Here is a 24,136-nt window from a genome sequence, read left to right on the forward strand (position 1 = left end):
CCGCCGCCGCACCCCCGGCCGCCGCGCGCTCCGTGGCCCTGCCGCGCGCGCCCCGCATCCCCTGCCGTGCCACCCCGCACCCCGCGCCCGTGCCGCGCCACCCCGCGCCACCCGCGCCCCGCGGCCCGCGCCCCACGGCCCACGGCCCACGGCCCACGGCCCGCGGCCCGCGGCGGTGGCGGTGGCGGTGGCGGTGGCGGTGGCGGTGGCGGTGGCGGTGGCGGTGGCGGTGGCGGTGGCGGTGGAGATTGACACATTGGAGTATGTGGATTTGACTGACATCGTTGTCATTAGTGACATCGTTGTCATGGGAGGAGTCCGCCTTGCTCCGTACTCGTGTCCTCGCCGCCGTCGCTGGGATGGCCGTCACCGTCCCGTTCGGCGTCGCCGCGCAAGCCAACCCGGCCGCCGACGACCCGGCCGCATTCGTCAATCCATTCATCGGTACTACCAATCTCGGTAACACCTATCCCGGCGCTGTCCGCCCGTTCGGGATGCTGGCCTGGAGCCCGCAGACGTCGCGGGGCAGTCAGATCTCGACGCCGGCGCCGGGCGGTTACCAGTACACGGCCACCAAGATTCGCGGCCTGAGCCTGACCCACCTCAGCGGCGTCGGCTGCTCGGGCGCCAACGGCGACATCCCGATCATGCCGTACGTCGGGAATGTCATCACCTCGCCGACCGCCGACACGACCGACGCGGTTTACGCCAGCACGTTCTCGCACACCAACGAGGCCGCCGAGCCGGGCTACTACCGAGTCGGCCTGGACAGCGGGGCCGGCGCGGAGCTGACGGTAACCGACCGGACCGGCATCGGGCGCTTCAGCTTCCCGGCCGACAAGCCCGCCAGCCTCCTCTTCCGCACCTCGCTCTCGGAGACCGGCAGCGCCGACGCGACCGTCCACATCGACCCGGCGACGCAAACCATCACCGGCAGCGTCAGCGCCGGCAACTTCTGCGGCCCGCAGAGCACCGACAACTCGCACGCGTACTACACGCTGCACTTTGTCGCCACGCTCGACCAGCCGTTCGCCGCCACCGGCACCTGGAAGGACGGCACGCTCACCCCGGACAGCACCGACGCCACCGGCGGCAGCGGCTACAGCACGGCCGGTCGCCCGGTGGCCGGCAAGGGCTCCGGCGGTTACGTCACGTTCGCCCCCGGCACCACCGCGGTCACCATGCGCGTCGCCATCGCGTACACGGATCCGGAAGGCGCCGAACGCAACCTTGCGGCCGAATCGCCGGCCTCGGCCACCTTCGAGAAGATCCGGGCGAACGCCCGGGAGGCCTGGAACGCGCGACTCCGCAAGATCCACATCGACGGCGGCACGACCGACCAGCGGACGACCTTCTACACCGCGCTCTACCACTCCTCGCTGGAGCCGACGCTGACCAGCGACGCCGACGGCCGCTACTACGGCGCCGACGACAAGATCCACAAGGTCGTCCGGCCCCAGAAGGCGCAGTACGGCACCTTCTCCGGATGGGACGTCTACCGCGCCCAGGTCCAGCTCCTCGCCATGCTCGACCGGCGGCAGGCCAGTGACTTCGCGCAGTCGCTCTTCAACTACGCCACCCAGCGCAACGGCGAGTGGGATCGCTGGCTGTTGCAGCACGGGAAGACCGCGGTGATGTCCGGCGACCCGTCGGCGGCGACGATCGCGGCCATCTACGCGTTCGGGGCGCGAGACTTCGACGCCCGCGGCGCGCTGAAGTCCCTCGTGCACGCGGCGACCGTCGCGACGGAGAACGACTACAGCGACAAGGGCTGCAACGTCGAGTGCTTCGGCCAGCGCCCGTCGCTCAACGAGTACCTGAAGAACGGCTACGTGCCCGCCGACGACTGCCACTGCTGGGGCGGCGCCGCCGAGACCCTCGAGGACGCGGCCGCCGACTACGGCATCGCCCAGCTGGCTGACGCCCTCGGCGACCGAAAGACCTACAAGACGTTCCTGGCCCGCTCGCACAACTGGCGCAACGTCTACGACCCGGAGGCCAAGGCCGACCCCGGGCTCGACCACAACATCCGCGAGCACATCACCGCGGTCACCGCGAGCGGCGAGAACGCCCCGAACGAGGGCAAGGCCCAAGGCGTCGACGGCGACAAGGGGACCAAATGGCTGACCTTCGCCACCACCGGCTGGCTCGCCGTGCAGTTGGACGCGCCGCTCACCGTGACCCAGTACGCCCTGACCTCCGGCAACGACGAGCCCGAACGCGACCCGGCCGACTGGGAGCTTCAGGGCTCGGCCGACGGCAGCACCTGGACGACCATCGACACGCAGACCGGTCAGACCTTCGACAAGCGCGGCCAAACAAAGGTCTACCAGGTAAATGATTCACAGCCCTACCAGAATTACCGTCTGAACGTCACCAAGAACGGCGGCGCCGACATCGTCCAGCTGGGCGAGCTCGAGCTGGCCGACCCCGCCGTCCCCACCCCGGCCCCGATCGACAGCCCGTACGTCGGCTGGATGCGTGACCGCTACCTGGACGGCACCTGGGCCGAGGGCTTCACCCCCTCCACCGAGACCGGCTTCGTCGAGGGCAGCAGCGCCCGCTACACCTGGATGGTCTACTCCGACGTCACCACGCTCGCGCAGCGGATGGGCGGCAACCAGACCGCGATCGAGCGCCTCGACGCGTTCTTCCGCAACCCCGACGGAACGTTCGACCTCAGCGCCAAGAAGGCCACCCGGATCGACGTCACCAATGAGCCGGACATCCAAACGCCATACCTTTACAACTATTTCGGCGCCGCGTCCAAGACCCAGGAGACGGTCAAGGCCATCCTCGACACCAAGTGGAGCAGTGGCACCGGCGGCATCCCCGGCAACGACGACGCCGGCACGATGAGCGCGTGGTATGTCCTTTCCGCGCTCGGCCTCTACCCCACCGTCCCCACCCGCGCCGAGCTGGCCCTCACCACCCCGCTCTTCCCGCGGGCCGTGATCCGGCTCGCGAGCGGCCGGCAGCTGGTCATCGACGCCCCCGGCACCGAGACCGCGCACTACGTCCAAGGTCTCGAAGTCGACGGCCGGCGAACCACCAAGGCCTGGCTTTCCGCTCACGCCGTCACCTCCGGAGCACATCTGTCGTACGCCCTGACCACCACACCAAACGCAACGTGGGGCAGCGGCCCGCACGACGTGCCACCGCAGAACTGAGGGTCGCCCGGCCTCACTGATCGAGACCTCTCGCGGCCTGCCGAGGAAAGGAGGCACGGCGAGACCGCGAGGGGCGAGGCCCGGATCGCGTGGACGCCCACGACGGACTAGTCCGGATGGGTCGCGGCGATGTCGACGGCGGCCACGCCGGGGACCGTGCGGGCCAGCACGACGACGATGCCCCGCTCGGCATCGTCGTCGAAGCCGCCGGTGACATGGACGACGCCGCCCTCGACGGTGGCCGTCCAGCGATGGCCGCCCGCGTACTGGTCGAGGCGGTGTTGGAGCTCGGCGCTGAGCACGTCGTCGCCGCGGACCATGACGCGCAGCAGGTCCCGGCGGCTGACGATGCCGACGACCCCGCCGTCCTCGACGACCGGCATGCTGCGCACGTCGTGCTCGAGCATCCGCTCGGCCACCTCGGCGACGTCCGCGCCGGGGCGGGTGGTGACCGGGTCCGGGGTCATGACCTCGCCGACCGTCTCGGGCCGGTTCCCCGGGCCGGTATCGGGCAGCCGCCGCACGTGGGCGGCCGGGTCCGCCGGGACCCGATGCCACAACAGGTCGCTCTCGCTCACCATCCCGACCAGCCGGTCGGCGGTGTCGACGACCGGCAGCGCGGTCACCGCCTTCGCGGTGATCAGCTCGGCGGCGCTCTCCACCGTCGCGGTCGGCCGCACGGTGTGCACCGGACTGCTCATGATGTCCTTGGCCCGCATGACGCCACCTCCTGGCCATCCGCCTCGTCAGGTCGGCGAGGCACTCCCTCTCCTGGCTGAGCGTCCCGCCGCAACGGGCCGGGCGGCAGAGGCGAAGGTCCCGGCGTGTCGAGTAGGGACTTTGGGCCCGCCCGGGTCGGGCATTTGGGCACGGGTGCGAGCCGGGCGCGAAGAGCAGGCTGATAGGTGAAGGACATCGATCGAGGAGGACACCATGACCACCATCGGCCGGGACACCGCCGCTCACCTCGAGAAGGTCGAGGCGCCCGGCTCCATGCTCAGCACGGCCGCCGCTCGGGCGCTCGCGGTGCTGCGCATCTCCACCGGGTTCGTGTTCGTGTGGGCGTTCCTGGACAAGCTCTTCGGCTTCGGCTACGCGACGCCGTCGGCCAAGGCCTGGATCCACGGCGGCTCCCCCACCAAGGGCTTCCTCTCCAGCGTCGACGTCGGCCCCGGATGGCTGCAGACCTTCTTCCACAACATCGCCGGCGACCCCTGGGCCAACTGGCTGTTCATGCTCGGCCTGCTCGGCATCGGCCTCGCCCTGATCCTCGGCATCGGCATGCGCATCGCCGCCGGCGCCGGCATCGCGATGATGGCCCTCATGTGGCTGGCCGAGTGGCCGCTCGCAAAGGGCTCGTCCAACCCGCTGGTCGACTACCACGTCACCTACGCCATCGCCGGCGTCGTGGTCGCCCTGACCTACGCCGGACACACCTGGGGACTCGGCAGGTGGTGGGCGTCGCTGCCCTTGGTCCAGAAGAACCGCTGGCTCATCTGACGGTCAGCGTCCCCAGAGCCGCCCGGCCCCCGGCCGGGCGGCCTCTTCGTATGGGCCGTCCGACCCTGCTCGGGCCGGGAACCGAGCGGGACGCTGAGGAAAGACGGAGAGGAGGCCGGTGATGAGCACGGAGTTGAGGGAGCCGGCCGGCGTGGACGAGCTGCGCGCGGCGGCCATCGCCCGGCTGCGCAAGCGCCGCGATCTGGGTGCGCACGTCCTGGCGTACGTACTGGTGAATCTGTTCCTGAACGCGATCTGGTGGGTGACCACGCCGGATGGGTTCTACCGGCCGATCTTCCCCATGCTGGGTTGGGGAATCGGGCTGGTGTTCCACGTCTGGGACGTGTTCGTCGGATCGGCGCCGCCGGAGGACGCGATCCAGGCCGAGATGAACCGGATGCGCCGGAGCTGAACGGGAAAAGGCCGCCGCCCGCGGTTCGCGGGCGGCGGCTTCGTTGCGGGATCGTCAGTGCTTCGTGCGGACGATGTGGACCGGGCAGTCCGCGTGGTGCAGCAGTTGCAGGCCGGTGGAGCCCAGCATGGTTCCGGCGATCACGCCGTGCCCGCGGCTGCCGACGACGACCAGCTGCGCGCGGTGCGAGGCCTCGACCAGTTCCGCGGCGATGCCGTGGTGGGTGAGAACCAGCGAGACCGGCACGCTGGGGTACTTCTCCCGCCAGGGCGCCAGCTGCTCCTCCAGGTGTGTCCTCTCCTCGGCGTCCTCCTCCGGGGCGCCGGCGTCGGCGTCGGGCACCTTGGCCAGCCAGAGCGGGACCGCCGGCAGGTAGGAGCGCACCACCTCGAGCGCGACCCCGCGCCCGGCCGCCGCGTCGAACGCCGTCCGGAGGACCGCGTCCGCGATCGGCGAGTCGTCGACACCGGCGACGACCGGGCCCTCGGTGACGTCGCCCCGGCCGCGCACCACGACCACCGGACCCGGCGCGTGGGTCGCGACCCGCTGGCTCACCGAGCCGAGCAGGAGGCTCGCGAACCCGCCGCGGCCCCGGCTGCCCAGGACCGTCAGGAGGCCGGTCGCGTCCGGCTTGACCAGCCGCGCGGCCGGCTGGCCGACGAGCGTCTCGCCCTCGACCGCCAGCTTCCCGCCCGCCGCCACGCGCGCCTCGTGCACGCCGGCGGTGGTGACGCCCTCCGCCTGCTTGCGGGTCAGCTCGACGTAGCCGTTGCCCTTGCCGTACCGGGCCTCGTTCCAGTCCCACTCGAAGACGTGCGTGACCCGCAACGGCAGGCCGAGGCGCAGTGCCTCACGCGCCGCCCACCGGATCGCCGCCTTGCTCTCGTCGGTGCCGTCGGTGCCGACGACGATGGGTTCGACTCTCATGACCGCTCCTTTCTCAGCTCTCCCTTCAGCGTGCGGCCCGGGGCGGCCGGTGTGGCAGGACACAAGGTCCTTTGAGGACAGGCCGTCCGTCCTTCAGAACGAGTCGATCGTGAGGATCTGTTCGATGTTGCGTTCGGCCAGGGCGGTGATGGTGACGAACGGGTTGACGCCGGTGCTACCGGGGATCAGCGAGCCGTCCATCACGTACAGCCCCGGGTAGCCGGGCAGCCGGCCGTAGTTGTCGGTGGCCTGGTTGAGGATGCAGCCGCCGAGCGGGTGGTAGGTGAAGTCGTCGCCCCAGACCTTGTTCACGCCGAACAGGTCGCTGCGGTAGACCGTCACCTGCTTCTTGTTGATGGTGTCGAAGACGCGCTTGGCGGCGTCGATCGCGGGCTGGTTCCACGCCGTCTGCCAGTTCAGGCCCACTCCCCCGGTCGAGCTGTCGAAGCTGAACGCCGCCCGGTTCGGGTTCTTCGTGATGGCCAGGTAGAGGCTGATCCACAGCTCGGTGCCGGCCGGGAACGGCGCGATCTCGGCGAAGACCGGCCCGGCGCTGTCGGCCCAGTTGTCGATGCCCATGGCCGGCATGCCGGACTCCAGGGCGCCGGTGGTGTTCCAGATGTGGTTGGCCCGGGCGACCATGACGTTGCCGTTGTTGCCCCAGCCCTGGCCCACCGCGTCGGGCAGGTTGGGCAGCTTGCCGAGGGCCCGCATCGCGACCAGCAGCTTGCTGGTGCCGACGCTGCCGGCGGCGAAGAACACCTTGTCGGCGCGGACGGTCTTCGTGGCCACCACCGCGCCGGCCGTGTCGATCTGGTTCATCGTCACCGAGTAGCCGCCCGCCGAGGAGGGCACGACCGCGGTCACCACGTGCTGGGCGGTGATGCTCAGGCGCCCGGTGGCGGCCGCCGCGGCTAGGTACGTCTTGTCGAGCGACCGCTTCCCGTGGTTGTTGCCGTAGATGACCTCGCTGGCCAGCGCCGACCGCGGCACCGTGTTGGCCTGCTCCTGCTTCATGTACGCGAAGTCGTACACATTGTTGAGGAAGGTCGTCGGGTAGCCGGACGCCTTGGCCTGGTCGCGGCCGACCCGCGCGAACCGGTAGCACTCGGCCGTCTCGAACCAGGCCGGGTCGATGGCGTTGACGCCGAGCCCGGTGTTGGCGCGCGGGAAGTACGTGTCGTACATCGAGGCGAGGTCGACCGACGGCAGGATCTGGGCGAAGTAGTCGCGCCTGGGCACCACGGCCATCCCGCCGTTGACCAGCGACCCGCCGCCGACCCCGCGCCCCTGGTAGACGCGGATCCCGGCGAACTTCTCCGAGTCGAGCACCCCGGTGTACCTGCCGATCGACTTGTTGGCGCTGATGCCGAGGAAGTAGCCGATCGGCTGATCGGTGCTGGTCCGCAGCCAGTACGAGCGCTGATCCGGGTTGAGGACGTTGCAGAAGACCTTGCCGTCCGAGCCGGCGGTGTTCCACGCCATCCCCATCTCGACGACGGCGGTGGCGATGCCGGACTGGGTCAGCCGCAGCGCGGTCACGGCCCCGCCGTAACCGCTGCCGATGACGAGCGCGGGAACGTGGTCGCCCGAGGCGAGGGCGGCGCCGGCCGCGGCCGACCGGGCGAGCAGAGCGGCGGCCGGCGCGCCGAGCACGGCGGCCCGCAGGAGGGTACGACGGCGTGCCATCTCAAGCCCCCTCGGCGAGATCGTTGGCGGCGATGAAACCGAACGTCATGGCGGGCCCGATCGTCGAGCCGGCGCCCGCGTAGCTGTGCCCCATCACGGCGGCACTGGAGTTGCCCGCCGCGTACAGCCCGGGAATCACCGTGCCGTCGGAGCGCAGCACCCGGCTGCGGGGGTCGGTCCGCAGCCCGCCCTTGGTGCCGAGGTCGCCCGGCACGATCTTGCAGGCGTAGAACGGCGGCAGCCACAGCGGCGCGAGGCACGAGTTCGGCATCACCGCCGGGTCGGTGTAGTAGTGGTCGTACGCGCTGTCGCCGCGCTTGAAATCGGTGTCCTTGCCGGTGAGGGCGAACCCGTTGAACCGGGCGACGGTCGCCGACAGCGCCGCGGCCGGAACGCCGATCTTCCGGGCCAGGCCGGAGATGCTCAGGTCGATGAAGACCGCGCCGCTGCTGTACCAGGAGGAGGGGAACGGCAGGGCGGGCGAGACGTCGCGGAACAGGTACCGGTTGCGGTAGTTCTGGTCGAAGATCAGCCAAGCCGGGATGTCCGGCGTGATGCCGTTCTTGTCGTACATGACATGCACGACATCGCTGTACGGGGCGGCCTCGTTCACGAACCGCTTGCCCGCGCTGTTGACCATCAGGCTGCCGGGCAGTGTGCGCTCGGCGAGACAGAAGTACGGCTCCTCTGGCAGCGGGATGGCCGGACCCCACCACGAGTCGTCCAGGAAGTCGGTCGCCGCCCCCGCGGCCAGCCCGGCCCGGATGCCGTCGCCGGTGTTCTCCTTGGCACCCACCGTCCAGTCGACGCCGATCGGCTGCCGCTGGTAGGCCAGCCGCATCGCGAGGTTGTGCTCGAAGCCGCCGGCCGCCACCAGGACGCCGCGGGTGGCGGTGACGCCGGTCGCCACGCCGTCGCGGGTGACGACCACGCCGGTGACCCGGCCGCTCGTGTCGATCTGCAGGTCGGTCAGCGGCGTGTTGAGCCAGACCGGCACGCCCGCGCCGGCCAGCCCGGCCCGCAGCGCCCCGGCGAGCGCCTGCCCCATGGTGAGCGGCGTCTTCCCGGCCAGCACGGCGGCGGTGTACCGCGCCACGCACTCGGCCGCGACGGCTGTGCCCTTCGCGTTGACCACCGCCAGGTTCAGCCACTTGTAGTCGGCGCTGAACACCGTCAGGCCCGCGGGCGTCGGCAGATAGGCCGGGTTGAGATGGGCCAGCTCGGCCCCGAGCAGGTTGCCGTCGAACATGTCCGGCTCGATCGAGCGGCCCCGTGCGATCCCGCCGGGCAGCTCGGGGTAGTAGTCGGAATAGCCGTCCATGTAGCGGAAGCGCAGCGGGCTGTTCGCGATGACGAACGAGATCATCGGTGGCCCGTTGTCGAGGAACGCCTTCTGCTTGGCGGTCGGCACGTCGCCGCCGACCACCGCGGCGAGATAGGCGGACGCCTTGGCCGGGGTGTCCGGCACCCCGGCCGCCAGGATGACCTGGTTGTTGGGAATCCAGATGCCGGCGCCCGAGCGGGCCGCCGAGCCGCCGAAGGTGGGCGCCTTCTCCACCACGAGAACGCTCAGCCCGCGCTTGGCCACGCGCAGCGCCGCGGTCATTCCCGCGGCGCCGCACCCGATGACCACCACGTCGTAGCTGGGCTGTGCGGCCCGCGCCGGACCTCCGAGCGCGGACGAACCGGCGACCAGGCCGGTTCCGAGGGCGGCGGCGCCGGCGAGGACCTGGCGCCGTTTCAGGTGAGCGGACATCGCGAAGCTCCTCACGCGTTGGAGCTATAACGCGTTCTACTATCAGCCCGCTCTGTGCCTGATGTCAAAGGGGTGTATCTATGAGAACCTGTTTCAGTTCCGCGACGTCCTTGATCCGTTCTTCCCTGGTGGGAGCCAGTGGCGAGACGAGCACGGTGGTGACCCCCGCGGCGGCGAGCTCGGCGATCCGGTCCCGCAATTCGGGTGTACGCCCGACCAGCGCGGTCGACCGCACGAGACGGCCGGGCACCGCGGCGGCGGCCTCGTCCCGCCGGCCGGCGAGGAACAGCTCCTGGATCGCCGCGGCCTCCTCGGGGTAGCCGTACCGGCGTACGAGATCATTGGAAAAATTGCGGCCCCGGGCGCCCATCCCTCCGATGTAGAGCGCGAGCTGCGCGCGATGCCGGGCGAGCAAGGGCTCGGTCGGCTCGGCCACGGCGAACGGCAACGGCACCATGATGTCCAGCGGCCCGAGCGCCGGGTCGCGGCGGGCGAGGCCCTCAGCCAGCGCCGGGCCGAAGACCCGGGACATCGCCGCCGGGTCGAGGAAGAGCGCCTGCCAGCCCTCGGCGATCTCGGCCGCGAGCGCCACGTTGCGCGGGCCCATGGCGGCCAGCAGGATCGGGATCCGGTCCCGGACGGGCCGGTTGATGAGCTTCAACGGCTTGCCGAAGGCGGTCGGGAGCGGGATCCGATAGTGCTCTCCCTGGTGGACGAGGACCTCCCGGCGCCAGACCCGCCGGCAGATCTCCACCACCTCCCGGGTACGCGCGAGCGGCGCGTCGTGCGCGACGCCGTGGAACCCCTCGATCACCTGTGGCCCCGAGGCGCCCAGGCCGAGCGAGAAGCGCCCGCCGGAGACGTAGTCGAGCCCGGCCGCGGTCATCGCGGTCAGCGTCGGCGTCCGGGTGTAGAGCTGCATGACCCCGGAGGCGAGCTCCATCCGGCTGGTCCGGGCGGCGAGGTACCCGAGCTGGCTGACCGCGTCGAAGCTGTACGCCTCGGGCACGACCACCAGGTCGGCGCCGGCCGCCTCGAACTCCACGACCTCGTCGACGGCCGCCGCGAAGCCCTCCCCGCTGTACCCGAGCTGAATGCCCAGCCGCATGTCAGGCGCCGGCGTCGTGGACGATCACCTGGCGGATCACGTCGCCGCGGCCGAGCGCGGCGAGCGCCTCCTCGACCTGGTCGAGCCGCAGCCGGTGGGTCACCATGCCCTCGAGGTCGAGCCGCCCGGCCCGCCACAGCGCGATCAGCCGGGGGAAGTCGCGCGGCGGGTATGACGATCCGTACAGCGAAGGGATTATCCGTTTGCCCTCGAACAGCAGCTCGAACGGGCTGAACTCGACCTGGTGCTCGGGCCGTCCGGCGCCGACCACCACGACCGTGCCGCCGCGCCGGGCCGCCGTCCACGCCGTACGCAGGGTCTGCGGAACCGCGACGACGTCGAAGGCGTAGTCGAAGCCCTCACCCGCGGTGATCTCGACCGACAGGTCGCTGAGCGCGTCGGGGGTGACCGCGTGGGTGGCGCCGAACCGGCGGGCCACCTCGAGCTTCTCCGGCACCGTGTCGACCGCCACGATGACCGGCGCGCCGGAGAGCCGGGCGCCCTGGATCGCCGAGATGCCGACGCCCCCGCAGCCGATGACCACCGCGGTCTCCCCCGGCCGCAGCTGAGCGGTGTTGATGACCGCGCCGACCCCGGTCATCACGCCGCAGCCGACGAGCGCGGCCACTTCGTACGGCACGTCGGGCTCGATCTTCACGGCGCCGATCCGGGGCACGACCATCTCCTCGGCGAAGGCGCCGCACCCGGCCATCCCGAAGACCGGCAGGTCACCGGCCATGAAGCGGGGCATCGCGTACCCGGTCATCACGTGGGTCATGCACAGGTACGGCTCGCCGCGCCGGCACTCGGAGCAGGTGCCGCAGGAGGGCAGCCAGTTGACGATCACCCGGTCGCCCGGCTCGACGTCGTCCACCCCCTCGCCGACCTCCAGCACGTCGCCGGCCGCCTCGTGGCCGAGCACCGCCGGCACCGGCTGGGGCAGTCCGCCGTCGCGGGCCGACTGGTCGGAGTGGCAGACACCGGCCGTGCGGACCCGGAGCCGGATCTCGCCCGGGCCGGGACCGAGCACGGTCACATCGTCGCGAATCTCGAGCTTCTCGTCGTCACCGATACCGTGGAGAACAGCGGCCCGCACCTCGCCACCCCCTTCAAGAATTAGAACGCGTTCTACGCTAGTGGCCGCCGCCGGACCGAGCAAGCGATTGGCCAAGTACGATCGGCCTGGTGACGACCACGAAGAAGGCCGCGCCGCCGTCGGAGCGCCGCGCCCATCTGATCCGGCTGGCCGCCGACCTGTTCGCCGAGAAGGGTTTCCGGGCCACCACGGTCCGCGAGATCGCGGACGCCGCCGGCATCCTCTCCGGCAGTCTCTACCACCACTTCGACTCCAAGGAGTCGATCGGCGACGAGATCCTGCGCGAGTTCCTCGACGACGTGCTCGGCGGCTATCGCGCTGCCGCCGCCGGCGAGGACGACCCCCGCGTCGTGATCGAGCGGATCGTGCGCTCGAGCACGGCCGCGCTCAGCCGGCACCGGGCCGCCCTCACCATGCTGCAGAACGACTGGGCCTACTTCAGCGCGCAGAAGCGCTTCGCGTACCTGCGGACGGCGATGAAGGAGATCGAGCAGACCTGGGTCGACCAGCTCGAGCGGGGCAAGCAGCTCGGGCAGTTCCGGGCCGACCTCGACGCCCGGCTCATCTACCGGCTGCTGCGCGACATCCTGTGGATACCCACCTCGTGGAAGCAGGCGCGGGGCAAGGGCTGGAGCACCGACGAGATCGTGGACGGGTTGCTGCGGCTGCTTTTCGACGGCATCACCGCGCCGGGACAGTGATACCCTCCCGAGCAAGCGCTTGGTAGGAGGGTCCGATGGGGCGTCTCGACGGCAAAGTGGCACTCATCACCGGCGGCGCGCGCGGCATGGGCAAGTCGCACGCCCGGTACTTCGCCGCCGAGGGCGCCCGGGTGGTCATCGGCGACGTGCTCGACGACAAGGGTCAGGCGGTCGCGGACGGCCTGGAGCACGGCCGCTACGTGCACCACGACGTGACCAGCGAGGCCGACTGGGCCGCCGCGCTGGCCGCCGTGCTCGACGCGTACGGGCAGATCGATGTTTTGATCAACAACGCCGGGATCCTGCGGCACGGGCCGATCGCCACGATGGACCCGGCCGAGTTCCGGCGCGTGATCGACGTGAACCTGGTGGGCTGCTGGCTCGGCGTGCACACGGTGGCGCCGGCGATGGCCGAGGCCGGCGGCGGCTCGATCGTGAACATCTCGTCGATCGAGGGCATCGCGGGCGCGGCCGGCCTGTCCGCCTACAGCGCCAGCAAGTTCGGCATCCGCGGCATCACCCGCTCGGCGGCGCAGGAGCTCGGGCCGCTCGGCATCCGGGTCAACTCGGTGCACCCCGGCGGCGTGCTGACCTCGATGGCACTGTCCGCGGCCGACGTGATGACCGGGGTCGACCCGGCCGCGTTCCTCAAGTCGCTGCCGATCGCCCGGTTCGCCGAGCCGGTGGAGATCTCCCGGCTGGTCGCGTTCCTCGCCTCGGACGAGTCGTCGTACACCACGGGTGCGGAATTCGTCGCCGACGGCGGCCTCCTCGCCGGGCCGGGGTACTGAGATGGCAATGCTCGAGGGCAAGGTCGCGGTGGTCACCGGCGCCGGGCAGGGGCTCGGCGCGGCCGAGGCGGTCGCCCTGGCCGGCGCGGGCGCCCGGGTGGTGCTCAACGACCTGCCCGGGCCGGGTCTCGACGCGGTGGCATCCCGGATCCGGGACGCGGGCGGTGAGGCGGCAGTCTGCCCCGGCGACGTGGCCGAGTGGACGACCGGGGAGGCGCTGCTGCGCGCGTTCGACGGCCTCGACATCCTCGTGAACAACGCCGGCGTGCTGCGCGACCGGATGGTCTTCTCGATGTCCGAACAGGAGTGGGACACGGTGATCCGGGTCCACCTGCGCGGTCATTTCGTGACCACGCGACTGGCCACCGCCCATTGGCGTTCGCAGAGCAAGGCCTCCGGCCGGCCGGTGTACGCCCGGATCGTCAACACCTCGTCGGAGGCGTTCCTGCTCGGCTCGCCCGGTCAGCCCAACTACGCGGCGGCGAAGGCCGGCATCGTCGGGCTCACGGTCTCCACGGCCCGCGGCTGCGCCCGGTACGGCGTGCGGGCCAACGCCATCTGCCCGCGCGCCCGCACCGCGATGACCGGCGAGCTGATGGGCCCGGCCCCCGACGGCCCCGACCCGATGTCCGCCGAGCGGGTGGCGCCGCTGGTCGTCGCCCTGGCCGGACCGGCCGGTGAGCGGATCACCGGCGAGGTCTTCGTGGTGCACAGCGACGTGGTGGCCGTGCTGGCGCCGCCCACGGTCCGGCAGACCTTCCACGCCGGGGGCGACGGCGTTTGGAGGGCGGAGGAACTGGACGCCGCGCTGGCGTGGGCGTTCACCGCCGACCCACCGGCCGCCGGCTTCGTCTGCGAGGACACCCTGCCCCTGGCCTCCTCCACGTTCGGCGAGGATCGATGAAGCAACGCGACACCGTCTCGATGCCGCCGGACGAGGTGGCTACGTTTCTGGCCGCGGGCCGTAAGCTCCAGCTCGCCACCCTCAACCCGGACGGCACCCCGCATCTGGTCAGCATGTTCTACGCGATGCGCGACGGCCGCATCGCGTTCTGGACCTACCGCGCCTCGCAGAAGGCCCGCAACCTCGCCCGCGACCCCCGGCTGACCTGCCTGGTCGAGGACGGCGACGACTACTTCGAGCTGCGCGGCGTCCAGGTGACCGGCGAGGTGACCCGCATCGACGACCTGCCCGGCGTCACCGAGATCGGCCGGCTGGTCGCCACCCGCATGCCGAGCCCCGTCGTCGGCGACCTGCCCGCCGACGAGGTCGCCGCGGCACTCGACGGCTACGTCGCCCACGCGGCGACCAAGCGCACGGCCTACCTTGTCGAGCCGCGCCGCGTGGTCAGCTGGGACCACCGCCGACTCGTGGGTTAGCTCGCGTTCCGTGGCCGATCGTCGCTCCTTTGCGGTCGGCCGGAGTCGGCTGTCTCGCCAAGGTGCCAGCGCCTTTGCTCTGCGTACCTATACGCGCGGCGACCGATTTGCCCCCGTGCTTGCCTCAATCGTCAAGAACCGGCGGATCCGCGCGGACAGTTGCGCGTCCAGGTAAGCAGAGCAAACTGTCGGCACTGGCTCCCGGCGCCGGATCGGCGCCGGCCCACATGAGGAGCCACCGCAGCCGGTCGGGGAAATTGCCGGCAGCGTGGTCTACGCGCGGTTGCGGAGGTCCGGCAGATAGCCCGGCCACTCGCCGCCGCCGTGCACCGCGACCGCCGCCCCGCTCACGTACGAGGCCAGCGGCGAGGCGAGCAGCAGGCAGACGCCGGCGACCTCCTCCGGCGTCGCGGGCCGGCCGAGCGGCACGGTGCGCGCCACCGCCCCGGGATCGAGCCCGGCGCCGCCCACCGGCCCGGGAACCACGCTGTTCACCCGTACAGCCGGGGCCCACTCGGCGGCCAGGCTGGTCGCCAGGTGGTGCAGGCCGGCCTTGGCCGCGCCGTACGCCGCCGAGCCGGGCGACGGGCGCGTGCCGCTGACGCTGCCCACCATGAGGATGAGGCCGCCGCCGGGCTGCGCCTGCATGACCGCGTTGGCCGCCTGCGAGACGTGCAGCGGCGCGATCAGATTGAGCTCCACGACCTTCGTGTGCAGCCGGGGCGAGGCAGTCGCGGCCGGGACCGGCGGCGCGCCGCCCGCGTTGTTCACCACCACATCGAGACGGCCGAACCGGTCGACCGCCGCTTCGACCAGCGCGGCGGCCTGCGCCGGATCACGCACGTCGGCCTCGAAGTACTCGGCCTTGCCCGGGGAGAGAGGCTGGTGGCGGCCGCACACCAGCACCCGGGCGCCCGCGGCGAGGAAGGCGGAGGCGATCGCGGCGCCGATCCCCCGGGTCCCGCCGGTGACGACCACACCGCGGCCCGTGAAGTCGAGGGGGTCCATCGGCCGATGCTAGCCCACCAAGCAAGCGCTAGGTTAGCCTGAGCGCGTGGGCGTACACCTGAAGCGCGGCCCCATCGCCGAAGTGGTGATCGACTTCCCGCCGGTCAACGCGGTGCCGGCGGCCGGCTGGCCGGCCATCGCCGGCGAGGTCACCGCGGCCGGCGCCGATCCCGAGACCCGGGTGGTCGTCCTGGCCGCCGAGGGCCGCGGCTTCTGCGCCGGGGTCGACATCAAGGAGATGCAGCGCGGGCCCGGCCACGAGGTGCTGCTGGCCGTCAACCGGGGCTGCGCCGCCGCCTTCGCCGCCGTCTACGACTGCGCCGTACCGGTGATCGCCGCCGTGAACGGCTTCTGCCTCGGCGGCGGCATCGGCCTGGTGGGCAACGCCGACCTCATCGTGGCCGCCGACGACGCCACGTTCGGACTGCCCGAGGTGGACCGGGGCGCCCTCGGCGCGGCCACCCACCTGGCCCGCCTCGTGCCGCATCACCTGATGCGCGCGATGGTCTACACCTGCCGCACGATCACGGCCGCCGAGCTGCACCGTTTCGGCTCGGTGCACGAGGTGGTGCCCGCGGCCGACCTGCGTGACGCCGCGCGGGCGGTGGCCGCCGAGATCGCCGCGAAGGACCCGGTGGTGATCCGGCGGGCCAAGGAGGCGCTCAACGGCATCGACCCGGTCGACGTGAAGCGGTCGTACCGGTTCGAGCAGGGCTTCACGTACGAGCTCAACCTCAACGGGGCCGGCGACCGCGCCCGGCGCAAGTTCGTGGAGGACCGATGACGGTCATGACCGTCGACGAGGTGGTCGGCGAGCTGCGCGACGGCATGACCGTCGGCGTGGGTGGCTGGGGGTCGCGCCGCAAGCCGATGGCGCTCGTCCGGGCCGTCTGCCGGGCCCGCCTGCGCGATCTGACCGTGGTCTCCTACGGCGGGCCGGACGTCGGGCTGCTGATCGCGGCCGGTTGCCTGCGGCGGCTGGTCACCGGCTTCGTCTCGCTCGACAGCATCGCCCTCGAGCCGCATTTCTGCCGGGCCCGGCAGGAGGGCAGAATCGAGCTGACCGAGTACGACGAGGGAATGCTCTACTGGGGACTCCTCGCCGCCGCGAACAGGTTGCCCTTCCTGCCGATCCGGGCCGGCCTCGGCTCCGACGTCATGCGGGTCAACCCCCAGATCAAGACCATCCGTTCCCCGTACGCGGACAAAAGTGATCTTGTGGCGATGCCGGCCCTCACGCTGGACGCCGCCCTGGTGCACCTGAATCGCGCCGACGCACACGGCAACGGCCGCTATCTGGGGCCGGATCCGTACTTCGACGATCTGTTCTGCCTGGCCGCGCGCCGCCGGTACCTGTCCTGCGAACGGCTCGTCGGCACCGCGGAGCTGATGGATTCCGGCCCGCCACAGGGCCTGCTGCTCAACCGGATGATGGTCGACGGCGTGGTGGAGACGCCGAACGGCGCCCACTTCACGAGCTGCGCCCCCGATTACGACCGGGACGAGGCCTTCCAGCGGGAGTACGCGGCGGCCGCCGCCTCCCCGGACGGCTGGGAGCGGTTCCGATCGGCCTATCTGGACGGTGACGAGCGGAGCTACCAGAAGGCGGTGGCCGCGCGATGAGCCGGGCCGACGTCTGCGTGGTGGCGTGCGCCGAGGCATGGCGCGGCGACGGCGCGGTGCTGGCCTCGCCGACCGGCCTGATCCCGCGCCTGGGCGCCCGGCTGGCCCAGCTCACCTTCGCGCCCGGCCTGCTGCTGACCGACGGCGAGACCACCCTGTTGCGCGACGACGAGGCCGAGGGCTGGTTGCCGTACCGCGCGGTGTTCGGCGTGGTGGCCGCGGGCACCCGGCACGTGATGATGGGCGCGAGCCAGATCGACCGGTTCGGCAACCAGAACATCTCCTGCATCGGCGACTGGTCCCGGCCCTCCCGGCAACTGCTGGGGGTGCGCGGCGCGCCCGGCAACACGGTCAACCACACCACCAGCTACTGGGTGCCCCGGCACGCGCCGCGGGTCTTCGTGCCGCGGGTCGACATGGTCAGCGGCGTCGGCCACGACCGCGGCGCTGTCGAGATCCGGGTCGTGGTGACCAACCTGGCCGTGCTGGATTTCGCCACTCCCGATCGCTCGATGCGGCTGCGCTCGGTGCATCCCGGCGTCTCCGTCGACGAGGTCGTCGCGGCCACCGGATTTCCCCTCGCCGTGCCGGCCGACGTGCCCTCGACCCGGACGCCGACCGCCACGGAACTCGCGCTGATCCAGTCCCGAGACCCGGAAGGCCTGCGGGAGAAGGAGATCCGGTGAGGACCCGGCTCACCGAGCTGCTCGGTTGCCGGCACCCGATCGTGCAGACCGGCATGGGTTACGTGGCCGGCGCCGGGCTGGTGGCGGCCACGTCGGCGGCCGGCGGTTTCGGCATCGTCGCCTCCGCGACGATGACCCTCGACCAGCTTGCGGTCACCCTCCGGGACATTCGCTCACGCACCGAGGCGCCCTTCGGAGTCAACGTACGCGCCGACGCGCCGGACGCCGCCGAACGGGTCGAGCTGCTGATCCGCGAGCGGGTCAAACTCGCCTCGTTCGCGCTCGCGCCGAGCCGCGACCTGATCCGCCGCTGCGCCGACGGCGGCGTGCTGACCATGCCCTCGGTCGGCGCCCGCCGGCACGCCGAGAAGGTCGCCGAGTGGGGCGTGGACGCCGTGCTGGTGCAGGGCGGCGAGGGTGGCGGGCACACCGGCCCGGTGCCGACCACGCTGCTGCTGCCCCAGGTCGTCGACGCGGTCGGCATCCCGGTGGTGGCGGCCGGCGGTTTCTTCGACGGCCGCGGGCTGGTCGCGGCGCTCGCCTACGGCGCGGCCGGCATCGCCATGGGCACCCGGTTCCTGCTCACCTCCGACAGCCCGGTCTCCGCCTCCGTCAAGCAGCAGTACCTGGCCGCCTCGGTCACCGGCACGGTGGTCACCACCCGGATCGACGGCGTGCCGCACCGGGTGCTGCGGACCCCGTTCGTGGACGGGCTGGAACGGTCCGGACGGCTCGCCGCGCTGGCCCGCTCGGCCCGGCATGCGGCCGCCTTCCGCCGGGAGTCCGGGCTGACCTGGACGCAGCTGCTGCGGGCCGGCCGGGCCGCGCGGCACGGCCGGGAGCTGTCCTGGGCGCAGACGCTGATGGCGGCCAACACCCCGGCGCTGCTGCGGACGTCCATGGTGGACGGCCGCCCCGAGGCGGGCGTGATGTCGGCCGGTCAGGTGGCCGGCCTCATCGACGACCTGCCGTCCTGTGCCGCCCTCATCGACCGGATCATGAAGGAGGCCGACGAGCGTCTCGCCGAGCTCACCACCTTTCGATGATGGTGACGTTCGCCTGGCCGCCGCCCTCGCACATGGTGAGCAGGCCGTAGCGGCCGCCGCCGCGCTCCAGCTCGTGCAGCAGGCTCGTGAGCAGACGGGCGCCGGTCGCGCCGAGCGGATGGCCGAGCGCGATCGCCCCGCCGTTCACGTTGACCCGCGCCGGGTCGGCGCCCGTCTCCCGCAGCCAGGCGAGCACGACGCTCGCGAACGCCTCGTTGATCTCGTACCGGTCGATGTCATTGATGGAAAGGCCGGCCTTCTGCAATGCGGACGCCGTCGCCTCGATCGGCGCGGTCAGCATGAGCACCGGGTCTCCCCCACGGGCCGACAGGTGCCGGATGACGGCCCGGGGCCGGAGTCCGTGCGCCCGCACCCCGTGGGCGGAGGCGACGAGCAGGGCCGCCGCGCCGTCCGCGATCTGGCTGGAGGTCGCGGCGGTCGTGACGCCGCCGGGGCGCAGGGTCGCGAGCGCGGCCATCCGCTCGGCGCTGGTGTCGCGGCGCGGGCCCTCGTCGATCGCGCATTCGCCGACGTGAATGGTCTCGGCGTGGAACCGGTTCTCGTCGATCGCGCGGATCGCCCGGCGGTGGCTGGACAGGGCCCACTCCTCGAGGTCGTCGCGGGTCAGGCCCCACTTGGCCGCGATCTCGTCGGCGCTGCGGAACTGCGAGACCTCCTGGTCTCCGTAGCGGGTCGCCCAGCCCTTGCTTCCCCGGTACGGCCCCTCGGGCGCCATGGCGCTGCCGATCGGCACCCGGCTCATGCTCTGCACGCCGCCGGCCACCACGAGGTCGGCCGTGCCGCTCATGACCGCCTGCGCGGCGAAATGCACGGCCTGCTGGCCCGAGCCGCACTGCCGGTCGACGGTCACGCCGGGCACGTGCTCGGGGAGGCCGGCCGCGAGCCAGCTCGTGCGGGCGATGTCGCCGGACTGCGGCCCGATCGTGTCGACGCAGCCGAGGATCACGTCGTCGACGGCGGCCGGATCGACGCCGGCCCGGTCGAGGAGGGCCGAGATGACGTCGCCGGCCAGGTCGGCCGGGTGCACGTGAGCGAGGCCGCCGCCGCGCCGGCCGACGGGAGTGCGGACCGCGCCCACCAGATACGCCGTCTCCACGGTTGACGCCCCTCCGCCGCATGGACTCTACTAGAACCTGTTCTAATCTATGACATCGGGCGGCGACATGCACCTGGGATACACACCGGAGCAGGAGCAGCTGCGCCAGGAGCTGCGGGCGTACTTCGCCGAGCTGATGACACCGTCGCTGCGGGCGGCGCTCACCGACGACGAGGGCGAGTACGGCGACGGCGACGCGTACCGCACGGTGGTGCGGCAGCTGGGCCGCGACGGCTGGCTGGCGCTGGGCTGGCCGGTCGACTACGGCGGCGGCGGGCGGTCCCGGATGGACCAGCTGATCTTCGCCGACGAGGCGGCCATGGCCGGCGTGCCGGTGCCGTTCCTGACCATCTACACGGTCGGGCCGACCATCGCCCGGCACGGCTCCGACCAGCAACGCGCCGATCTGCTGCCCCGGATCGCGGCCGGCGAGGTGCATTTCTCGATCGGCTACTCGGAGCCGGAGGCGGGCACCGATCTCGCGGCGCTGCGCACCCGGGCGGTCCGCGACGGCGACGAGTACGTCGTCAACGGCCAGAAGATGTGGACCAGCCTGATCAAGTACGCGGACTACGTGTGGCTGGCCTGCCGCACCGACCCGGACGCTCCCCGGCACAAGGGCCTGTCGATGCTCGTGGTGCCGACCGACGCGCCCGGCTTCTCGTGGACGCCCGTGCGCACCGTGGCCGGCCCGACCACCAGCGCGACGTACTACAGCGACGTGCGGGTGCCGGTCTCCGCCCGGGTCGGCGCCGAGAACGAGGGCTGGCGGCTCATCACCGACCAGCTCAACCACGAGCGGGTGGCGCTCACCTCGTCCGCTCCCCTGCGCCGGGCGCTGGACGAGGTCACCGCGTGGGCCGTTTCCTCGCGGCGCATCGACCTCGAGTGGGTACGGCTGCATCTGGCCCGGGTGCACGCCAAGACCGAGGTGCTCAAGCTCCTCAACTGGCGGGTCGCGGCCGGCTCGGACGGCGCCCCGGCGGCGGTGCGGGCGTCGGCCGGGAAGGTCTACGGGACCGAGCTCGCGGTCGAGGCGTACCGGCTGCTGATGGATGTTCTCGGGCCGGCCGCGACGGTGCGTGGCGGATCGCCGGGCGCGCTGCTGGCCGGGCGGATCGAGCGGATGCACCGGGCCTCGCTGATCCTCACCTTCGGCGGCGGCACCAACGAGGTGCAGCGCGACATCATCGCGGCCGGCGCGCTCGGCCTGCCGATCCGGCGATAGGAGGCACGATGGACTTCACACTCAGCGGCGAGGCGTGCGATCTGGCCGCGCTGACCCGGGACCTGACTGCCTCCGGCCGTCCGCTGTGGCCGGCGCTGGCCGAGGCCGGAGTGCTCTCCGCGGCGCTGCCCAAGAGCGCCGGCGGCGAGGGGTACGGCGTGCTGGAGCAGTGCGCGATCCTGGTCGAGCTGGGCCGGGCCGCGGCGACCGTGCCGTACCTGCCGTCGATCGTCGCGGCGTCGGCCGTGGCCCGCTTCGGCACCGACTCGCAGGTCGCTTCCTTCACCGCCCCGGCCGCGCGCGGTGAGCTGGTGCTGACCGCCGCGCCCGGCTCCGCCGACGCCCGGCCCGACGGCGACGGCTGGATTCTGGACGGCGAGGTCACGGCGGTCCCGGCCGCCGACCGGGCCGCCCTGATCCTGGTCCCGTCCGGGCCGGACGTGTTCCTCGTACGGGCCGGCGACCCCGGTGTCGCCGTCGAGCCGCAGCGCGTCGAGGGCGGCCCCGGCGCCGGACTGCTCAGATTGGACGGCGCACCCGGCCAGCCGCTGGAAGGGGCCGCCGCCTGGCTCGCCGCGCGCGCCACGCTCGGCGCCTGCGCGGCCCAGCTCGGCGTGGTCGAGCGGGCGCTGGAGATGACCGCCGAGTATGCCCGCTCCCGGGTCCAGTTCGGCAAGCCGATCGGATCGTTCCAGGCCGTGTCGCAGCGGCTCGCCGACGCGTACATCGATGTCGAGGCCCTGCGGCTGACGATGTGGCAGGCGGCCTGGCTGCTCGCCGAGGAACGGCCGGCCGGGGCCGAGGTGGCGACGGCCGGCTTCTGGGCCGCCGAGGCCGGCCATCGGGTGCTGCACACCGCGGTCCACGTGCACGGCGGCGTCGGCATCGACGTCGAGTACCCGCTGCACCGCTACTTCCTCGCCGCCAAGTACCACGAGTTCCTGCTGGGCGGGGCCACCGCCCAGTTGCTCGCGCTCGCTTCGACCTCCCGGGGAGAACCAGGATGAAGTTCAGTCTCGGCATCGCGCTCAGCCCCCTCGACCAGCTCATCGACCTGGCCCGCACGGCCGAGGAGTGCGGCTTCGCCTCGATCGCGCTGCCCGACTCGCTGTTCTACTCCGAGGAGGTGAGCGCGAAGTATCCGTACACTCCCGACGGCAGCCGGTTCTGGACGGCCGAGACGCCGTGGTCGGACCCGCTCGTGACCGCCGCCGCGCTCGGCGCCGCCACCTCGACCATCCGCTTCTACACCCAGGTGCTCAAGCTCGGCCCGCGCAATCCCGTGCTGCTGGCCCGCCAGGTCGGCTCGGTGGCGAACCTGACCGGCAACCGGTTCGGGCTCGGCGTCGGCCTGGGCTGGTCGCCCGAGGAGTCGTTGTGGTGCGGCGCGCCGTTCGCCGACCGGGGCGCCCGCGGCGACGAGGCGATCGAGGTGCTGAAGCTGATCCTCGGGGGCGGCATGGTCGAGTACCACGGCAAGCACTTCGAGTTCGGCAAGCTGCAGATGAGCCCCGCGCCCTCGTCGCCGGTGCCGATCTACGTCGGCGGGCACACCGGCGTGGCGCTGCGCCGTGCCGCCCGCGTCGGCGACGGCTGGTCATCGGCCATGATGCGCTTCGAGGAGCTGCGCAAGGTCATCGACAGGCTGGCCGCGCTGCGGACCGAGTACGGCCGCGCCGACCAGTCCTTCGAGATCCAGGCGGTCTGCATCGACCGTTTCGGCCTGGACGGGTTCAAGCAGCAGGCCGACATCGGCGTGACCGACGCGATCGTGGTGCCCTGGCGCTTCTACGGCGTCGGGTTCGACGGTGACCTGGCCGCGAAGAAGGACGGCATCCGTCGCTTCGCCGACGAGGTGATCGGCAAGGTCGCCTGACCTGTTCCTGATCAGTTCAGGGCCTGGTCCGAGCGCATTCACGGCGGTGAGTGGGAACGCGTGGACGTTGAGCACATGCGTACCAAAATCATCGCCGGGGCTGCCGGCGCCGTCCTGCTCACCTTCGGACTCTCCATCCCGTCGGCGGCCGCGGCCGCCGAACCGCCCGTCTACCAGGCGAAGCTCGTGCGCACCTATGACGCGTTCGATGCCAACCAGGCGGTCGCGGTCGACAAGAAGAACTTCTACGCGGTGGACAACCGCAACGTCACCAAGCACGACCGGGCGAGCGGCGAGCCGCTGCTGCAGTTCGTGTCGGACAGCGCCGGCCCGATCATCCACATGGACAGCGGCGTCGTGGTCGGCGGCAAGCTCTACACGGCCCACTCCAACTACGACGCCTCGCCGATGGCCGGCTCGATCGAGGTGTACGACACCCGGACCATGCGCCACGTCGAGACGCACAGCCTCGGCATCGACCGGGGCTCGCTGACCTGGATCGACCGGCACGACGGCGCGTGGTGGGCCGGGTTCGCCAACTACGACATCGTCCCGGACGGCCAGACCGAGCCGTATGGTCAGACCTACAACACCCAGGTCGTGAAAATGGACGATCATTTCCAGATCGTCGAGGCCTGGACCATTCCCAAGACGATCCTCGACCGGTTCAAGCCGATGAGCAATTCCGGCGGCTCGTGGGGTCCGGACGGCCGGCTCTGGCTGACCGGGCACGACCTCGGTGAGGCGTACGTGATGACGCTGCCCGCGGCCGGCGCCGAGCTCACCTGGGTGGCCACCGTCGAGCTGCCGGGCGTCGAGGGCCAGGGCATCTCCTGGGACCGCTCCGGCGGCCGGCCGGCGCTGTGGACCATCAAGCGGTCCACCAAGCAGGTGCTGGTCTTCGACGTCCCGTTCGCGAGCATCAAGACCCCGCCGAACGGCTCGTCGCACGTGTACGGACCCGGAAACTTCCAGAAGTAGTGCCGTCCGGCGTCACCTCCCCTTGCGGAGGTGACGCCGCC

At 71.8% G+C, this 24,136-nt stretch carries 24 protein-coding genes; 15 read left to right on the top strand and 9 right to left on the bottom strand.

From position 1 onward, the window contains the following. Window positions 1-255, bottom strand: a 255-nt coding sequence (locus A3CQ_RS62055; RefSeq protein WP_211216573.1) for a hypothetical protein, incomplete at its 3' end; no start/stop codon positions are given. A 68-nt stretch (window positions 256-323) separates the two neighbouring features. Between A3CQ_RS62055 and A3CQ_RS0113175 the strand changes: the two genes are divergently transcribed. Beyond that, window positions 324-3,170 carry a GH92 family glycosyl hydrolase gene (locus A3CQ_RS0113175; RefSeq protein WP_026205650.1) on the top strand — a complete coding sequence of 949 codons (2,847 nt, stop codon included), beginning with the start codon at window positions 324-326 and terminating at the stop codon, window positions 3,168-3,170. A gap of 107 nt (window positions 3,171-3,277) precedes the next feature. Here the strand turns inward: A3CQ_RS0113175 and A3CQ_RS0113180 are convergent, their stop codons facing one another. Continuing rightward, complete coding sequence (locus A3CQ_RS0113180) at window positions 3,278-3,889, bottom strand: CBS domain-containing protein (RefSeq protein WP_020511406.1); 612 nt, start codon at window positions 3,887-3,889, stop codon at window positions 3,278-3,280. Window positions 3,890-4,103: 214 nt separating this feature from the next. On the opposite strand from A3CQ_RS0113180, the gene A3CQ_RS0113185 reads away from it, so the two are divergent. Together A3CQ_RS0113185 and A3CQ_RS0113190 are read left to right on the top strand one after the other, a co-directional pair. Then, complete coding sequence (locus tag A3CQ_RS0113185) at window positions 4,104-4,670, top strand: DoxX family membrane protein (protein WP_020511407.1); 567 nt, start codon at window positions 4,104-4,106, stop codon at window positions 4,668-4,670. A 121-nt stretch (window positions 4,671-4,791) separates the two neighbouring features. After that, window positions 4,792-5,082, top strand: coding sequence for a 2TM domain-containing protein (locus tag A3CQ_RS0113190; protein ID WP_026205651.1), 291 nt, complete (start codon window positions 4,792-4,794; stop codon window positions 5,080-5,082). Window positions 5,083-5,136: 54 nt separating this feature from the next. Here the strand turns inward: A3CQ_RS0113190 and A3CQ_RS0113195 are convergent, their stop codons facing one another. The 5 genes from A3CQ_RS0113195 to A3CQ_RS0113215 all read right to left on the bottom strand — a co-directional run bounded on the left by A3CQ_RS0113195 (window position 5,137) and on the right by A3CQ_RS0113215 (window position 11,658). Then, on the bottom strand, window positions 5,137-6,009 hold the full coding sequence (locus A3CQ_RS0113195) for a universal stress protein (protein WP_020511409.1): 873 nt from the start codon (window positions 6,007-6,009) through the stop codon (window positions 5,137-5,139). Between the two features lie 93 nt (window positions 6,010-6,102). Beyond that, window positions 6,103-7,698 (bottom strand): GMC oxidoreductase, encoded by a 1,596-nt coding sequence (locus A3CQ_RS0113200; protein ID WP_020511410.1) that lies wholly within the window; start codon window positions 7,696-7,698, stop codon window positions 6,103-6,105. 1 nt (window position 7,699) lies between these two features. After that, entirely contained in the window at window positions 7,700-9,454 is a 1,755-nt protein-coding gene (gene kstD / locus A3CQ_RS0113205) for a 3-oxosteroid 1-dehydrogenase (protein WP_020511411.1), read from the bottom strand. Window positions 9,455-9,518: 64 nt separating this feature from the next. Further along, window positions 9,519-10,562, bottom strand: coding sequence for an LLM class F420-dependent oxidoreductase (locus A3CQ_RS0113210; RefSeq protein WP_020511412.1), 1,044 nt, complete (start codon window positions 10,560-10,562; stop codon window positions 9,519-9,521). A 1-nt stretch (window position 10,563) separates the two neighbouring features. Then, window positions 10,564-11,658, bottom strand: coding sequence for a Zn-dependent alcohol dehydrogenase (locus A3CQ_RS0113215; protein ID WP_020511413.1), 1,095 nt, complete (start codon window positions 11,656-11,658; stop codon window positions 10,564-10,566). Between the two features lie 89 nt (window positions 11,659-11,747). On the opposite strand from A3CQ_RS0113215, the gene A3CQ_RS0113220 reads away from it, so the two are divergent. From A3CQ_RS0113220 to A3CQ_RS0113235, 4 genes are read left to right on the top strand one after another with little or no spacing between them, the layout of a single operon-like run. Beyond that, complete coding sequence (locus A3CQ_RS0113220; RefSeq protein ID WP_020511414.1) at window positions 11,748-12,359, top strand: TetR/AcrR family transcriptional regulator; 612 nt, start codon at window positions 11,748-11,750, stop codon at window positions 12,357-12,359. Window positions 12,360-12,394: 35 nt separating this feature from the next. Continuing rightward, entirely contained in the window at window positions 12,395-13,150 is a 756-nt protein-coding gene (locus tag A3CQ_RS0113225) for a glucose 1-dehydrogenase (RefSeq protein WP_020511415.1), read from the top strand. 7 nt (window positions 13,151-13,157) lie between these two features. Then, window positions 13,158-14,054: an SDR family NAD(P)-dependent oxidoreductase gene (locus tag A3CQ_RS0113230; RefSeq protein WP_020511416.1), complete on the top strand. Its 897-nt coding sequence runs from the start codon at window positions 13,158-13,160 to the stop codon at window positions 14,052-14,054. After that, window positions 14,051-14,530 carry a pyridoxamine 5'-phosphate oxidase family protein gene (locus A3CQ_RS0113235; protein WP_020511417.1) on the top strand — a complete coding sequence of 160 codons (480 nt, stop codon included), beginning with the start codon at window positions 14,051-14,053 and terminating at the stop codon, window positions 14,528-14,530. Before A3CQ_RS0113230 ends, A3CQ_RS0113235 begins: the two co-directional genes overlap by 4 nt. A gap of 273 nt (window positions 14,531-14,803) precedes the next feature. On the opposite strand, the gene A3CQ_RS0113240 is transcribed toward A3CQ_RS0113235, so the two are convergent. Further along, window positions 14,804-15,538, bottom strand: a complete 735-nt coding sequence (locus A3CQ_RS0113240) for an SDR family oxidoreductase (RefSeq protein ID WP_020511418.1) — start codon at window positions 15,536-15,538, stop codon at window positions 14,804-14,806. Window positions 15,539-15,584: 46 nt separating this feature from the next. Here A3CQ_RS0113240 and A3CQ_RS0113245 point away from each other — a divergent pair, with 46 nt between their 5' ends. Genes A3CQ_RS0113245 through A3CQ_RS62065 form a run of 4 tightly spaced genes read left to right on the top strand, consistent with a single transcriptional unit; the run spans window position 15,585 to window position 18,893 of the window. Next, window positions 15,585-16,322 carry an enoyl-CoA hydratase family protein gene (locus A3CQ_RS0113245; RefSeq protein WP_020511419.1) on the top strand — a complete coding sequence of 246 codons (738 nt, stop codon included), beginning with the start codon at window positions 15,585-15,587 and terminating at the stop codon, window positions 16,320-16,322. After that, window positions 16,319-17,161: a CoA transferase subunit A gene (locus A3CQ_RS0113250; protein WP_020511420.1), complete on the top strand. Its 843-nt coding sequence runs from the start codon at window positions 16,319-16,321 to the stop codon at window positions 17,159-17,161. The genes A3CQ_RS0113245 and A3CQ_RS0113250 overlap by 4 nt, the downstream gene beginning before the upstream one ends. Next, window positions 17,158-17,847, top strand: coding sequence for a CoA-transferase subunit beta (locus A3CQ_RS62060; RefSeq protein ID WP_020511421.1), 690 nt, complete (start codon window positions 17,158-17,160; stop codon window positions 17,845-17,847). The genes A3CQ_RS0113250 and A3CQ_RS62060 overlap by 4 nt, the downstream gene beginning before the upstream one ends. Next, window positions 17,844-18,893 carry an NAD(P)H-dependent flavin oxidoreductase gene (locus A3CQ_RS62065; protein ID WP_020511422.1) on the top strand — a complete coding sequence of 350 codons (1,050 nt, stop codon included), beginning with the start codon at window positions 17,844-17,846 and terminating at the stop codon, window positions 18,891-18,893. The genes A3CQ_RS62060 and A3CQ_RS62065 overlap by 4 nt, the downstream gene beginning before the upstream one ends. On the opposite strand, the gene A3CQ_RS0113265 is transcribed toward A3CQ_RS62065, so the two are convergent. After that, window positions 18,877-20,010, bottom strand: a complete 1,134-nt coding sequence (locus A3CQ_RS0113265) for an acetyl-CoA C-acetyltransferase (RefSeq protein WP_020511423.1) — start codon at window positions 20,008-20,010, stop codon at window positions 18,877-18,879. The genes A3CQ_RS62065 and A3CQ_RS0113265 overlap by 17 nt on opposite strands. Window positions 20,011-20,077: 67 nt before the next feature. On the opposite strand from A3CQ_RS0113265, the gene A3CQ_RS0113270 reads away from it, so the two are divergent. The 4 genes from A3CQ_RS0113270 to A3CQ_RS0113285 all read left to right on the top strand — a co-directional run bounded on the left by A3CQ_RS0113270 (window position 20,078) and on the right by A3CQ_RS0113285 (window position 24,095). Then, a complete protein-coding gene (locus A3CQ_RS0113270; RefSeq protein WP_026205654.1) occupies window positions 20,078-21,238 on the top strand; it encodes an acyl-CoA dehydrogenase family protein in 1,161 nt (386 codons plus the stop codon). Window positions 21,239-21,246: 8 nt separating this feature from the next. Then, complete coding sequence (locus A3CQ_RS0113275; RefSeq protein ID WP_020511425.1) at window positions 21,247-22,245, top strand: acyl-CoA dehydrogenase family protein; 999 nt, start codon at window positions 21,247-21,249, stop codon at window positions 22,243-22,245. Beyond that, complete coding sequence (locus tag A3CQ_RS0113280) at window positions 22,242-23,114, top strand: TIGR03619 family F420-dependent LLM class oxidoreductase (RefSeq protein ID WP_020511426.1); 873 nt, start codon at window positions 22,242-22,244, stop codon at window positions 23,112-23,114. Before A3CQ_RS0113275 ends, A3CQ_RS0113280 begins: the two co-directional genes overlap by 4 nt. Window positions 23,115-23,189: 75 nt before the next feature. Beyond that, window positions 23,190-24,095: a hypothetical protein gene (locus A3CQ_RS0113285; RefSeq protein ID WP_020511427.1), complete on the top strand. Its 906-nt coding sequence runs from the start codon at window positions 23,190-23,192 to the stop codon at window positions 24,093-24,095. Window positions 24,096-24,136: the final 41 nt, after the last annotated feature.

Origin of the sequence: Paractinoplanes globisporus DSM 43857 (assembly GCF_000379645.1) — a bacterium.
Lineage (GTDB): Bacteria > Actinomycetota > Actinomycetes > Mycobacteriales > Micromonosporaceae > Actinoplanes > Actinoplanes globisporus.